We start from the raw sequence: 14,080 nt of genomic DNA on the forward strand, positions 1-14,080 counted from the left end.
GTCCGCGCCTTGGCGTGGAGTTCTGGAATTCGGCCAATTATCGTCGCGCCGCCCAAGGGGGAATTCGGAGAGGACATGGACGCCTTCGAGCTCAACAAGATCGCCGGCGCGGTGCTCGGCACGCTGACTGTCGTGCTGGGCGTCAAAGCCATCTCGACAGAGGTCTTCAAGTCGCACGAGCCCGAGAAACCGGGCTACGAGATCGCCGAGCAGCAGCCCGGCGGCGGGCCGGCTCCGGCGGCGGGCGGCGAAGGCGCGGGCGTGCTGGCCCTGCTCGCCAAGGGCGACGCGACCAAGGGCGAGCAGGCAGCCAAGAAGTGCGGCGCCTGCCATTCCTTCGACAAGGGCGGCGCGGCCAAGGCCGGCCCGAACCTCTACGGCATCATCGGCCTGAAGCACGCGCACCAGGAAGGCTTCGGCTACTCCGCCGCGATGAAGGGCACGTCCGACAAGACCTGGGACTTCGAGTCCATGGACAAGTGGCTCGAGAACCCGAAGGGCTACATCTCCGGCACCTCGATGGCCTTCGCCGGCATCAAGAATCCGGAAGAGCGCGCCAACCTCATCACCTATCTCAACAAGAACTCCGACAAGCCGCTCGACGTGCCGGCGGCCCCCGCCGGCGGCGCGGCGGCTCCCGCGGCTGCGGCCGGCGGCGGAGGCGGCGGCGACGACTTCACCGCGAAGGTCGCCGCGGCCGACCTCAAGAAGGGCGAGCAGGCCTCCAAGAAGTGCGGCGCCTGTCATTCCTTTGACAAGGGCGGCGCGGCCAAGGCCGGCCCGAACCTCTACGGCATCATCGGCCTGAAGCACGCGCACCAGGAAGGCTTCGGCTACTCCGCGGCGATGAAGGGCACGGCCGACAAGACCTGGGACATCGACGCCATGAACAAGTGGCTCGAGAACCCGAAGGGCTACATTCCCGGCACCTCGATGGCCTTCGCCGGCATCAAGAACCCGGAAGAGCGCGCCAACCTGATCGGCTGGCTGAACAAGAACTCCGACAAGCCGCTCGAGCTCGGCGCCGCGGCGCCGGCTGCTCCCGCGGCGGCCCCGGCCGCCCCCGCCGCTCCGGCGGAAGAGAAGAAGGCCGAGGCTCCGGCCGCCCCTGCGGCTCCGGCCGAGGAGAAGAAGGCCGACGCCCCGGCGGCGCCCGCCGCTTCGCCGATCGCCGAGCGGCTCGCCTCCGCCGACCCGGCCGTCGGCGAGACGGTCGTCGGCGAGAAATGCGGCGTCTGCCACACCTTCAAGAAGGGCGAGCCCGCCGGCGCCGGTCCGAACCTTTACGGCATCGTCGGCCTCAAGCACGGCCATCAGGAGGGCTTCGAGTACTCCGACGAGCTGAAGGCGAAGCCGGGTCCCTGGGACTTCGAGCAGCTCGACAAGTGGCTGACCAACACCGAGGAATACGCTCCCGGCACGATGATGATCCTTGAGGTCGAGGATCCGCAGGAGCGGGCGAACATCATCGCCTATCTCAACAAGAACTCGGACAACCCGGCGCCGCTTCCGGGCAAGTGATCCCGGCCGCGGCCTGACGGGCGCGACGATCGAGGCCGGGCCGCAAGCCCGGCCTTTTTCGTGTCCGGCCCACGCTCGGGGCTTGGCTTCGGCGTCACGTTCGCGTCAGGCTGTCTCCTCGTCTGGAACGCGCCATGTTTCGCGACATAATGCCGACCGCCCTGCGCCGCCGTCCGAAAGGTCTCCAGCCGCCCATGCCGCTACGCCTCTCCGCCGCCATCGCCGCCTTCGCGCTCGCTTTCGCATCCCCCGCCCTCGCGCAGGAGACGCCGTCGACGCCCCCGGCCGCCGCGGAGATCAAGGCCCCGGACGCGAACCAGTGGAAGCACGGCCTGTCGCTGTTCGGCGACGTGAAATATCCCCCGGACTTCAAGCATTTCGACTACGTCAACCCGGACGCGCCCAAGGGCGGCGCGGCGCGGCTCGCGACCATCGGCACCTTCGACAGCCTCAACGGTTTCATCCGCAAGGGCAATCCGGCGGCGGGCTCGACGCTGATCTACGACGCGCTGATGACCGGCTCCTATGACGAGCCGGCGACAGAGTACGGCCTGATCGCGGAGAGCGTGCGCCACCCCGCCGACTGGTCGTCGGTGACGTTCCGGCTGCGGCCCGAAGCGAAGTTCCACGACGGCTCGCCGATCACCGTCGCCGACGTCATCTGGTCGTTCGAGACGCTGAAGCGCATCAACCCGATGATGTCGTTCTACTACAAGGACGTGACCAAGGCCGAGGAGACCGGCGAGCGCGAGGTCACCTTCACCTTCGCCGGGCCCGGCAACCGCGAGCTGCCGCAGATCATGGGCCAGCTCCAGATCCTGCCGAAGGCGTGGTGGGAAGGGACGGACGCGCAGGGGCGCAAGCGCAACATCGAGGAAGGCACGCTGGAGAAGCCGGTCGGGTCCGGACCTTACCGGGTCAAGGACATGGCCCCCGGCCGCTGGATCTCCTACGAGCGCGTGCCGGACTACTGGGGCAAGGACCTCCCCGTCCGCAAGGGCGTGAACAATTTCGACGAGCTGCGCTTCGATTACTTCCGCGACACGACCGTGCTGGTCGAGGCGTTCAAGGGCGGCCAGTACGACTGGCGCGAGGAGAACAGCGCCAAGAACTGGGCGACCGCCTACAAATTCCCGGCGGCGGACGAGAAGCGTGTGATCCTGGAGACCTTCAAGGACACCCAGTCCGGCCGCATGCAGGGCTACGCCTTCAACACGCGGCGCGACAAGTTCAAAGACCCTCGGGTGCGCAGGGCGTTCAACCTCGCCTTCGACTTCGAGGAGATCAACAAGACCATCATGTTCGGGAGCTACGTCCGGATCGACAGCTACTTCCACGGCACCGAGCTTGCGTCGAAGGGGCTGCCCGAGGGCAAGGAGCTCGAGATCCTCGAAAGCGTCCGGGACAAGGTTCCGGCCGAGGTCTTCACCACCGAATACAAGAACCCGGTCGGCGGCTCGCCGGAGCAGGCGCGCGCCAATCTGCGCGAGGCGGTGCGGCTGCTGCGGGAGGCCGGCTGGGAGGTCAAGGACCGCCGGCTCGTCAACGCCAAGACCGGCGAGCGCATGACGGTCGAGTTCATCTACGGCGACCCAAGCGCGGAGCGCATCCTCAGCTTCTACGCGCCGGCGCTGGAGCGGCTCGGCGTCGAGGTGCGGCAGCGCCTGCTCGACGACAGCCAGTATATCAACCGCATCCGCTCCCGCGACTTCGACGTCATCACCATGGGCTGGGGGCAGTCGCTCTCGCCCGGCAACGAACAGCGCGAATACTGGGGCTCCGACGCCGCGGACCGGCCCGGTTCGCAGAACGTCGTCGGCATCAAGGACGCCGGCGTCGACGCTCTGATCGAGAAGATCGTCTACGCCAAGGACCGCGACGAGCTGACCGCCGCGACCCGGGCGCTCGACCGCGTGCTGCTGGCGCACAACTTCGTCGTGCCGCAGTTCACCTCCGTCGAGGACCGCACCGCGCGCTGGAACCGCTTCTCCCGCCCCGACAACCTGCCGCCGCGCGGCGCGCTGTTCCCGACCCTGTGGTGGTGGGACGCCGAGAAGGCGAAGGCGACCGGGGGCCGTTCGTGAGCGAGGGCGTCTCGCGGCGGGGCGCGCTCGCCTACGCCGGCGCGGCCGCCGCGTTCGGCCTGTTCCCGGCGGCGGCCCGCGCGGAGACCGAAGGCGCGCCGGCGGCGCCCGCGGCGGCCGAGGGCGACCCGCAGGCCTTCGGGCCCGAGCGCCACGGCCTGTCGGCGTTCGGGGAGCTGAAATACGGCCCCGACTTCAAGACGTTCGACTATGTGCGCGTCGACGCGCCCAAGGGCGGCTCCTACTCCCAGACGCCGTCCACGATCGCGCTGAACCAGAACTTCACCACCTTCAACACGCTCAACGCGTACATCCTGAAGGGCGACGGCGCCGCCGGCATGGAGCTCGTCTTCGACACGCTGATGGCGCGCGCCTATGACGAGCCGGACGCGCTCTACGGCCTCGTGGCGCAATCGGTCGCGGTGTCGGGCGACGGGCTCGCCTTCCGGTTCCGGCTTCGGCCCGAAGCGCGCTTCCACGACGGCTCGCGGCTCACCGCCGAGGATGTGAAGTGGTCGTTCGAGACGCTGAAGGCCAAGGGCCACCCGCTGATCGCGCAGCAGATCCGCGACCTCGAGGGCGTCGAGGTCGAGGGCGAAGGCGTCGTGGTGCTGCGGCTCTCGCCGAAGCGCACCCGTGACCTGCCGCTGACGCTCGCCGGCCTGCCGATCTTCTCCAAGGCCTGGTACGCGACCCGCGATTTCGACGCCGCGACAATGGAGCCGCCGCTCGGCTCCGGCCCCTACAAGGTCGGCCGCATCGAGCCCGGCCGCAACATAACCTTCGAGCGTGTCGCCGACTGGTGGGCGAAGGACCTCCCCGTCAACGCCGGGCAGTTCAACTTCGACCGCGTCCGCTACGAGTTCTTCCGCGACCGGGCCGTCGCGTTCGAGGCGTTCAAGGGCAAGGCCTATCTGTTCCGCGAGGAGTTCACCTCGCGCGTCTGGGCCACGGGCTACGACTTCCCCGCGGTGCGCGAGGGCAAGGTCCGGCGCGAGACGCTGCCGGACCTGACGCCGTCGGGCGCACAGGGGCTATGGCTCAACCTGCGCCGCGCGAAGTTCCAGGACCCGCGGACCCGCGCCGCCATCACGCTCGCCTTCGATTTCGAGTGGATGAACAAGAACCTGATGTTCGACGCCTACAAGCGCACGGCCTCGGTGTTCCAGGGCGCGCCGGAGATGATGGCGACGGGCGTCGCCGAGGGCGCCGAGCTCGCTCTGCTGGAGCCGTTCCGCGGCAAGATCCCGGACGAGGCGTTCGGCGAGCCGCTCACGCCGCCGGTCTCCGACGGCTCGGGCCAGGACCGCGCGCTGCTGCGCCAAGGCGCGAAGTTGCTGCGCGAGGCCGGCTGGACCACGAAGAACGGCCGCGCGACCAACGCCGCGGGCGAGGCGCTGACGATCGAGTTCCTGGAGTTCGAGCCGTCGTTCGAGCCGCACCTGAGCGCCTTCATCAAGAACCTGAAGGTGCTGGGGATCGAGGGGACCATCCGGCAGGTCGACCCGGCCCAGTTCCAGCAGCGCACCAACAGCTTCGACTTCGACGTGGTCAGCCGGCGCATGTCGATGAGCCCGACGCCGGGCGAAGGGCTGCGGCAGGTCTACTCGTCCGAATCCGCGAACCTGCCCGGTTCGCAGAACCTCTCCGGCGTCGCCAACCCGGCGGTGGATTCTCTGATCGAGACCATGATCGCCGCGAAGAGCCGGGACGAGCTCCATGTCGCCGCCCGCGCGCTCGACCGCGTGCTGCGCGCGCTCCGGACCTGGGTTCCGGCCTGGTACAAGGACACGCACACCCTCGCCTACTGGGACGCCTACGGCCGCCCGCCGGAGAAGCCGCGCTTCACCCGCGGCACGCTGGAGACGTGGTGGTGGGAGGCGGACAAGGCCGAGAAGGCGGGGGTGAAGGCGTGAGCGGTCGACTCGGACAGGCGACGCGCCCGGCGAAGCCGGGCGTCCACGCCTTCGACGTGGGGCGCAGCCTGAAGTCGTGGATACCCGCGCGAAGGCGCGGGCATGACGCCGCGCCCCGCTCCCACCCCGCGTCGAGGGCCTGACCCCGCATGCTCGCCTATGTCGCGCGTCGCCTGCTGCTGATCATCCCGACCATCCTCGGGATCATGCTGATCTCGTTCGTCATCATCCAGTTCGCCCCCGGCGGGCCGGTGGAGCGCGTGATCGCGCAGGTGACAGGCCAGGACACCTCCGCCACCGCGCGGTTCTCCGGCGGATCCGGCTCCGACCTGTCGCAGGCGCAGACCCAGCGCGGCGCCTCGAACGATCCGATCTCGTCCAAGTACCGGGGCGCGCAGGGGCTCGACCCCGAATTCATCCGCCAGCTCGAGCAGCAGTTCGGCTTCGACAAGCCGGCGCACGAGCGCTTCCTCAAGATGCTGTGGGACTACGCCCGGTTCGATTTCGGCCGCAGCTACTTCCGCGACATCGACGTGATCGACCTCATCCTCGAGAAGATGCCGGTGTCGATCTCGCTCGGCCTCTGGATGACGCTGATCTCGTACCTGATCTCGGTGCCGCTCGGCGTCGCCAAGGCCGTGCGCGACGGCTCGCGCTTCGACGTCTGGACCTCGACCGTGGTCGTGATCGGCTACGCTATCCCCGGCTTCCTGTTCGCGATCCTGCTGATCGTGCTGTTCGCGGGCGGCACCTTCCTCGACTGGTTCCCGCTCCGGGGACTGACCTCCGACAACTGGGACCAGCTCTCGCTCTGGGGCAAGATCGTCGACTACTTCTGGCACCTGACGCTGCCGCTGCTGGCGCTTGGCATCTCCGCCTTCGCCACCACCACGCTGCTGACCAAGAACTCGTTCCTCGACGAAATCCGCAAGCAGTACGTCCAGACGGCGCGCATGAAGGGCCTGACCGAAAACCAGGTGCTCTACGGCCACGTGTTCCGCAACGCCATGCTGCTGCTGATCGCGGGCTTCCCCGGCGCCTTCATCGGCGCGTTCTTCTCCGGCTCGCTGCTGATCGAGACGATCTTCTCGCTCGACGGGCTCGGCCTGCTGGGCTTCGAGGCGATCGTGAACCGCGACTACGCCGTGGTGTTCGCGAACCTCTACATCTTCTCGCTGCTGGGCCTCGTCGTCGCGCTGATCTCCGACCTCAGCTACATGTGGGTCGACCCCCGCATCGACTTCGAGACGCGGGAGGTGTGAGGCCCATGACAGCCCTGCCCTCTCCGGCACGTTCTCCGTCATGCCCGGCGAAGCCGGGTATCCACGACTTCGGCGTCGAGCGTGGCCCAAAGTCGTCGATACCCGCGCGAAGGCGCGGGCATGACGGCGAGGGCTATCCGATCCGACCGCGTTCCGGCCGGGGCGTCGCATGACCAACGCCGCCACCGCCGTCCCCCCGCCCTCGCCCGGCGCGCCGCCGATGCCGGCCGCGCCGCGCGGAAAACTGTCGCCGATCAACCGGCGGCGGTTCGCGAACTTCCGGGCCAACCGGCGCGGCTACTGGTCGCTCGCGCTGTTCCTTCTGCTGTTCTTCGTCACGCTGTTCGCCGAGTTCATCGCCAACGACAAGCCGTTCCTCGTGAAGCACGACGGCGCGTTCTACGTGCCGGCGGTTATGTTCTATCCGGAGACCGCCTTCGGCGGCGACTTCGACACCGAGGCGGACTACCGCGACCCCTATCTGCAGAAGCTGATCAAGGACAGCGGCGGCTACATGGTCTGGCCGCCGATCCGCTACTCCTACCGCACCATCAACCTGAACCTGCCGACGCCGGCGCCCTCGGCCCCGACCTGGATGCTGACGGACGAGCAGTGTTCGAAGGCCTCCGTCGGGCGGACGCCGGACGGCGACGCCGCGCCGACGCAAGGCGGGAACGCGCCCAAGGCCCGGACCTGCGCCGACCTCGAATGGAACTGGCTCGGCACCGACGACCAGGGCCGCGACGTGCTCGCCCGGCTGATCTACGGGTTCCGGCTCTCCGTGCTGTTCGGGCTCGCGCTCGCCATCCTGTCGTCGGTCATCGGCGTGGTCGCCGGCGCGGTGCAGGGCTATTTCGGCGGCTGGATCGACCTGCTGTTCCAGCGTTTCATCGAGATCTGGACCTCGGTGCCGACGCTCTACCTGCTGATCATCATCTCGTCCGTGCTGGCGCCGAACGTGTGGGTGCTGCTCGGCATCCTGCTGCTGTTCTCCTGGACCGCGCTCGTCGGCGTGGTGCGCGCCGAGTTCCTGCGCGGGCGGAACTTCGAATATGTCCGCGCCGCGCGCGCGCTCGGCGTCTCCGACGGCGCCATCATGTTCCGCCACCTGCTGCCGAACGCGATGGTGGCGACGCTGACCTTCATGCCCTTCATCCTGTCCGGCTCGATCACCACGCTGACCGCGCTCGACTTCCTCGGCTTCGGCCTGCCGCCGGGATCGCCCTCGCTCGGCGAACTGCTCAGCCAGGGCAAGTCGAACCTGCAGGCGCCCTGGCTCGGCATCTCGGGCTTCCTCGTCATCGCGATCATGCTGTCGCTGCTGATCTTCGTAGGCGAAGCCGTCCGCGACGCCTTCGACCCGCGGAAGACGTTCCGATGAGACGGGTGTAGGATGCGGGCCATGGACGAGCGCGAGAAGATCATCCGCGAGGACTACCCGGTCGAGCGCCTGCCCGAGGACCTGCGCGAGGGCCTCGGCGACGCGGCGCGGGTCAAGGTGACGGTGGAGCGGGCGCCGAGCCTGCGCGACCAGAAGCTTGCGAACTGGACCGAAATCAAAGCTCTTATCGAGGAGCTTCATCGCTCGCCGGGGTTCGTTCCGGTGACGACCGAAGAGGCGGTGGCTCGCGTCCGCGAGCTGCGGGACGAATGGGACCGCTGAGGCTTGCCGCTTCGGGCCTATTTCGACGCGAACGCGCTGATCCGGGGCGTCGAGGCCGATGACTCCGTCGCGATCGCCGTCCGCCGCCTGCTGGAGACAGGCGACGTCGCTCCCGTCTCCAGCGAGCTCACGCTGGCGGAAGTGCTTGTCCTCCCGCTGCGAAGAGCGCGTACCGACCCGTCCGATCCGACGGCGCGGGTGTGGCGGTCGACCTACGAAGCGTTTTTTCGGGGATCGGGGACTCTGGAGGCCGTTCCGGTATCGGCTGCGCTGCTGTTCAAGGCCGCCGAACTTCGCGCCGAGCACAGGGCCCTGCGGCTGCCGGACGCCATCCATCTTGCAACCTGCCTGTCGGCCGGCTGCGACGTCATGATCACGCAGGACACGGGTCTCCTTGCGGCGTCGAGCGCCTACCTGCCCACATGTCCGCTGATCGAAGCCGAAATGACCGCCCTGTTCGAGAAGGCCGCCGCGCGCCCATGACCGACGCCCCCCTGCTCTCCGTCCGCGACCTGTCCGTCGACTTCGCCCGCGAGGGCGGGCGGGCGCTCGCGGTCGACCGCGTATCGTTCGATCTCGCCAAGGGCGAGACGCTCGCGATCGTGGGCGAAAGCGGCTCGGGCAAGTCGGTGACGGCGCTGTCGATCGTGAAGCTGCTGGCCTACCCGGCCGCGGGGCATCCTTCCGGCGAGATCCTGTTCAAGGGCCGCGACCTGCTGAAGGCCTCGGAGCGGGAGCTGCGCAAGGTGCGCGGCGCGGACATCACCATGGTGTTCCAGGAGCCGATGACCTCGCTCAACCCGCTGCACACGATCGAGCGGCAGGTCGGCGAGGTGCTGAAGGTGCATCGCGGCTGGTCGGCGGCGAAGTGCCGCGAGCGGACGCTGGAGCTGCTGGCGCAGGTCGGCATCCCGAACCCGGCGGAGCGGCTCGACGCCTTTCCGCACCAGCTGTCCGGCGGCCAGCGCCAGCGCGTCATGATCGCCATGGCGCTCGCGAACGAGCCGGACCTGCTGATCGCCGACGAGCCCACCACCGCGCTCGACGTCACCGTGCAGGCGCAGATCCTCGCGCTGCTGAAGGAGCTGCAGGGGCGGCTCGGCATGGCCATGCTGTTCATCACCCACGATCTCGGCATCGTGCGGCGCATCGCGGACCGGGTCTGCGTCATGACCGAGGGCAAGATCGTCGAGCATGGCGAGACCGCCCGCGTGTTCGCCTCCCCCGAGCACGCCTACACCCGAAAACTGCTCGCCGCCGAGCCGAAGGGCGCGCCGCCGCCGACCGACGCCGAGGCGCGCGCCGTGGTCGAGGTCGACGACCTCAAGGTGTGGTTCCCGATCCGGCGCGGCCTGCTGCGCAAGACGGTCGGCCATGTGAAGGCGGTCGACGGCGTCTCGGTCACCGTGCGCGAGGGCCAGACGCTCGGCGTGGTCGGCGAGAGCGGCTCGGGCAAGACCACGCTGGGCCTCGCGATCCTCAGGCTAATTTCCAGCGAAGGCCGCATCGCCTATCTCGGGCAGGCGATCGACGGCTTCTCCTCCGCCGCCATGCGGCCGCTGCGCGCCGACATGCAGATCGTGTTCCAGGACCCCTACGGCTCGCTGTCGCCGCGGATGACGGTGGTCGACATCGTCACCGAAGGCCTCGACGTGCAGGGCAAGGCGCTGAAGCCCGCGGAACGGCGGGAGGCGGCGGCGCGCGCGCTCGCCGACGTCGGCCTCGGCGCCGACGCGCTCGACCGCTACCCGCACGAGTTCTCCGGCGGCCAGCGCCAGCGCATCGCCATCGCCCGCGCGCTCGCGCTGGAACCCGCCTTCATCGTGCTGGACGAGCCGACCAGCGCGCTCGACATGTCGGTGCAGGCGCAGATCGTCGACCTGCTGCGCGCGGTGCAGGCCAAGCGGAAGCTGTCCTTCCTGTTCATCAGCCACGACCTCAAGGTGGTGCGCGCGCTCGCCAACGATCTGGTGGTGATGCGCGGCGGCAAGGTGGTGGAGCACGGGCCGGCGGCGGAGGTGTTCGCCGCCCCGAAGACCGACTACACCCGCGCCCTGCTCGCCGCCGCCTTCGACATCGAAGCCAAGGCCTCCCACGCGGTGGCGCAGTGACCGAAGCGGACCTTTTCGCGCCGCGCGCCGGCGAGGTCGCGCTCGACGGGCCGGAGCTGCTGCACGACGGCTACCGCAAGCTGGAGCTCTGGCGCGTGACGCTGCCGGACGCGGGCGGCCGCGGCGAGATACGACAGCAGCGCGAGGTGCTGCGCGCCGGCCCCTGCGTGGCGGTGATCGCGGTCGACCTCGAGCGCGACGAGGCGGTGTTCATCCGCCAGTTCCGCGCGCCCGCGGCGCTCGCGACCGGAGCCGGCGAGCTGGTCGAGATCGTCGCCGGCCGCATGGAGCCGGGCGAAGACGCCGCCGAGGCCGCCCGGCGCGAGCTCGAGGAGGAGACGGGCCTTGTTCCGCTCGCGCTGTCGAAGCCGCTGCTCACCTTCCTGCCGACGCCCGGCATCGTCGACGAGCACGCCACGCTGTTCCTCGCGCGGGTCGACGCCGGCGCGCTGCCGGAGCATGCGGGGGCGGCGGACGAGCACGAGCTGACCCGGCCGTTCGCGGCGCCGATCGACGCCGCGATCGCCTCGCTCGACGGCGCGGTCGCCACCAACGCCTATCTGCTGATCGGCCTGCAGTGGCTCGCCCTGAACCGCGGCCGGCTCAGGGAGCTGCTCGCGGGAGAGTAAGGGACGGGCGGCGCCTCCAAGCCCGGCCAGCTCGACGCGCCGCCGGCCAACGCAGCGCTCTTGTCCCGGCCTTGAGCCGGGACCCAGAGCCTCCGCGGCGTCCATGAATCGATGCCACGGTCGTGCGGCTTTACCGGATGGCGACGCGGGTCTGGGTCCCGGCTCAAGGCCGGGACAAGAAGAGCAGCCAGCCGAGCGTCCGCCTAGATCTCGGTCCTCGAAACCCTCAGCCGGCCTTCAGCTCCGACGCGCCGCCATGGGCGGCGGACCATTCCGCCGGCGCGTTCAGGAAATTCTCGACCTCGGCCAGCACCTTGGGCTCGAAATGGCCGCTCGCCTTCGCGACCTCGAGCACGTGCCGCCAGGTCGTGAGGTAGTGCAGCTTCAGTCCCATGTCGGCCAGCATCTCGCGGCTGTTTGGGAACACGTCGTAGAAGAAGAACACGAAGCAGTGCTCCACCGTCATGCCGGCGTCGCGCATCGCCTGGGCGAAGACGTGCTTGCTGCGGCCGTCGGTGGCGAGGTCCTCGACGAGGAGGCCGCGCGATCCTGGCGTCACCACGCCCTCGATCTGGGCGTTGCGGCCGAAACCCTTCGGCTTCTTGCGCACATACTGCATCGGCAGCATCAGCCGGTCGGCGACCCAGGCCGCGAACGGGATGCCGGCGGTCTCGCCGCCGGCCACGACGTCGATCGCCTCGTAGCCGATGTCGCGCGCGATGGTCCGCACGGCGTAGTCGACCGCCGCCGTGCGCAGGCGCGGAAACGAGATGATCTTGCGGGTGTCGGTGTAGACCGGGCTCGCCCAGCCGGAGGTGAAGATGAACGGCTTGTCGCTGTAGAACTGGACCGCCTTGATCTCCAGGAACATCTTCGCCGTCTCGTAGGCGATGCGGTCCTGGTCGGCGGAGGTGGCGAAGCCGGTCATGGGCGGGTCCTCGGGGGCGCGGGCGAAACGGCCCCTTCTCGACGATCGGCCGGAGAGGGTCAACCGCTCCGGCCGATCCTCCGCCGGATCAGAGCCGCATCTTCAGCCGCCGGGCCAGCACGCCGACGATGCCCTCGCGGAAGGCGAGCACGCAGACCACGAAGATCACGCCCTGCGCCACCGTCACCCAGGCGCCGAGCTGCGCCAGATAGTTCTGCATCGCGATCACGATGACCGAGCCGACGATGGGCCCGAACACCGTGCCGACGCCTCCGACCAGCGTGATCAGGATGGCCTCGCCCGACATAGACCAGTGCACGTCGGTCAGCGTCGCGATCTGCGAGACCAGCGCCTTCAGCGAGCCCGCAAGCCCCGCGAAGCCGGCGGAGAGCACGAAGGTCGCGAGCTTGTAACGGGCGGCGTCGTAGCCGAGCGAGATCGCGCGCGGCTCGTTCTCGCGGATCGCCTTCAGCACCTGCCCGAACGGCGAATGCACGATCCGGAACAGCGCCAGCAGCGCCGCCATGAACACGACGGCGATGAAGACGTAGAGGGCCCAGTCGTCGCTGAGGTCGATCACGCCGAACAGCGCGCCGCGCGGGATGGCCTGGATGCCGTCCTCGCCATGGGTGAACTTCGCCTGCAGGCAGAAGAAGAACACCATCTGGGCGAGCGCCAGCGTGATCATCGAGAAGTAGATGCCCTGCCGCCGGATCGCGAGCGCGCCGACGACGAGCCCGAGCCCGGCCGAAGCCGCGACGCCGAGCAGGATCGCGAGTTCGGGCGTCAGCCCCCAGACCTTGGCGGCGTGGCCGGTGACGTAGGCCGCCATGCCGAAGAAGGCGGCGTGGCCGAAGGACAGCAGCCCAGCGTAGCCAAGCAGCAGGTTGAAGGCGCAGGCGAACAGCGCGAAGCACAGCACCGTCATCACGAACACGGGGTAGATCACCAGCGGCGCGACGACGATGAGGCCGGCGAGGCCGAGGAACAGCAGCCGGTAGGTCGCCATCGCCTCGCGCGGCAGGGAGGCGGACGTCGGGCCGATCGCCGCGGCGGGCGCGGAAGCGTCGTGGGCGGTCATGCGGTCCTCCCGAACAGGCCGGCGGGCTTCACGAGGAGGACGATCGCCATGATCACGAAGATCACGGTGGTCGAGGCCTCGGGGTAGAACACCTTGGTCAGTCCCTCGATCAGGCCGAGCGAGAAGCCGGAGACGATCGCGCCGAGGATCGAGCCCATGCCGCCGATCACCACCACCGCGAACACGACGATGATGATGTCGGCGCCCATGTTGGGATTGACCGAGTAGATCGGCGCGGCGAGCACGCCGGCGAGCGCCGCGAGGCCGACGCCGAAGCCGTAGGTCAGCGTGACGAGCAGCGGCACGTTGATGCCGAAGGCCTGGGTCAGCGCCGCGTTCTCGGTCGCGGCGCGCAGGTAGGCGCCGAGCCGGGTGCGCTCGATCAGGAACCAGGTGCCGAAGCATACGATGACCGAGGCGACGATCACCCAGGCGCGATAGTTCGGCAGGAACATGAAGCCGAGGTTGCGTCCGCCCATCAGCTCTTTCGGCATGGCGTAAGGCATGCCCGAGACGCCGTACTGGTTGCGCAGCAGGCCCTGGATGATCAGCGCGAGGCCGAAGGTCAGCAGCAGGCCGTAGATGTGGTCGAGCTTGTAGAGCCGGCTAATGAGCAACCGTTCCAGCACGACGCCGGTCGCGCCGACGATCAGCGGCGCGAGCAGCAGCGCCCACCAGTAGCCGATCCCGAGATAGTTCAGCAGCATCCAGGCCGCGAAGGCGCCCAGCATGTACTGCGCGCCGTGCGTGAAGTTGATGATGTTGAGCAGCCCGAAGATGACGGCGAGACCGAGGCTCAGCATGGCGTAGAACGAGCCGTTTATGAGGCCCAGCAAAAGCTGCCCGAAGAGCGCCTGCGTGGAGATGTCGAGGAAGGGGATCATC

Annotated in this window: 12 protein-coding genes; 9 read left to right on the forward strand and 3 right to left on the reverse strand. The window is 69.0% G+C overall.

Annotation, left to right across the window (positions count from 1 at the left end; genetic code table 11):
* Positions 1-75 precede the first annotated feature (75 nt).
* The 9 genes from PKE78_RS06225 to PKE78_RS06265 all read left to right on the forward strand — a co-directional run bounded on the left by PKE78_RS06225 (position 76) and on the right by PKE78_RS06265 (position 11,186).
* Positions 76-1,521: a c-type cytochrome gene (locus PKE78_RS06225; RefSeq protein ID WP_271199958.1), complete on the forward strand. Its 1,446-nt coding sequence runs from the start codon at positions 76-78 to the stop codon at positions 1,519-1,521.
* Between the two features lie 194 nt (positions 1,522-1,715).
* Positions 1,716-3,605, forward strand: coding sequence for an extracellular solute-binding protein (locus PKE78_RS06230; RefSeq protein WP_271199959.1), 1,890 nt, complete (start codon positions 1,716-1,718; stop codon positions 3,603-3,605).
* Positions 3,602-5,521, forward strand: a complete 1,920-nt coding sequence (locus PKE78_RS06235; RefSeq protein ID WP_271199960.1) for an extracellular solute-binding protein — start codon at positions 3,602-3,604, stop codon at positions 5,519-5,521. The genes PKE78_RS06230 and PKE78_RS06235 overlap by 4 nt, the downstream gene beginning before the upstream one ends.
* A 149-nt stretch (positions 5,522-5,670) precedes the next feature.
* Positions 5,671-6,783 (forward strand): microcin C ABC transporter permease YejB, encoded by a 1,113-nt coding sequence (locus PKE78_RS06240; protein ID WP_271199961.1) that lies wholly within the window; start codon positions 5,671-5,673, stop codon positions 6,781-6,783.
* Positions 6,784-6,952: 169 nt separating this feature from the next.
* The gene (locus tag PKE78_RS06245; RefSeq protein ID WP_428981228.1) at positions 6,953-8,164 is read left to right on the forward strand and encodes an ABC transporter permease; all 1,212 of its coding nucleotides are present in this window, start codon (positions 6,953-6,955) and stop codon (positions 8,162-8,164) included.
* A gap of 21 nt (positions 8,165-8,185) precedes the next feature.
* Positions 8,186-8,446, forward strand: coding sequence for a hypothetical protein (locus tag PKE78_RS06250; RefSeq protein WP_271199962.1), 261 nt, complete (start codon positions 8,186-8,188; stop codon positions 8,444-8,446).
* 3 nt (positions 8,447-8,449) lie between these two features.
* Entirely contained in the window at positions 8,450-8,929 is a 480-nt protein-coding gene (locus PKE78_RS06255) for a type II toxin-antitoxin system VapC family toxin (protein WP_271199963.1), read from the forward strand.
* The gene (locus PKE78_RS06260; protein ID WP_271199964.1) at positions 8,926-10,557 is read left to right on the forward strand and encodes an ABC transporter ATP-binding protein; all 1,632 of its coding nucleotides are present in this window, start codon (positions 8,926-8,928) and stop codon (positions 10,555-10,557) included. Before PKE78_RS06255 ends, PKE78_RS06260 begins: the two co-directional genes overlap by 4 nt.
* The gene (locus PKE78_RS06265; RefSeq protein ID WP_271199965.1) at positions 10,554-11,186 is read left to right on the forward strand and encodes an NUDIX domain-containing protein; all 633 of its coding nucleotides are present in this window, start codon (positions 10,554-10,556) and stop codon (positions 11,184-11,186) included. Before PKE78_RS06260 ends, PKE78_RS06265 begins: the two co-directional genes overlap by 4 nt.
* Positions 11,187-11,412: 226 nt before the next feature.
* Here the strand turns inward: PKE78_RS06265 and PKE78_RS06270 are convergent, their stop codons facing one another.
* The 3 genes from PKE78_RS06270 to PKE78_RS06280 all read right to left on the reverse strand — a co-directional run bounded on the left by PKE78_RS06270 (position 11,413) and on the right by PKE78_RS06280 (position 14,079).
* The gene (locus tag PKE78_RS06270) at positions 11,413-12,114 is read right to left on the reverse strand and encodes an orotate phosphoribosyltransferase (protein ID WP_271199966.1); all 702 of its coding nucleotides are present in this window, start codon (positions 12,112-12,114) and stop codon (positions 11,413-11,415) included.
* A gap of 88 nt (positions 12,115-12,202) precedes the next feature.
* Positions 12,203-13,195, reverse strand: a complete 993-nt coding sequence (locus PKE78_RS06275; protein WP_428981229.1) for a branched-chain amino acid ABC transporter permease — start codon at positions 13,193-13,195, stop codon at positions 12,203-12,205.
* Entirely contained in the window at positions 13,192-14,079 is an 888-nt protein-coding gene (locus PKE78_RS06280; protein WP_271200086.1) for a branched-chain amino acid ABC transporter permease, read from the reverse strand. The genes PKE78_RS06275 and PKE78_RS06280 overlap by 4 nt, the downstream gene beginning before the upstream one ends.
* Between the last annotated feature and the right edge of the window lies 1 nt (position 14,080).

The sequence above is a fragment of the Methylopila turkensis genome, assembly GCF_027922325.1.
Taxonomy (GTDB): domain Bacteria; phylum Pseudomonadota; class Alphaproteobacteria; order Rhizobiales; family Methylopilaceae; genus Methylopila; species Methylopila turkensis.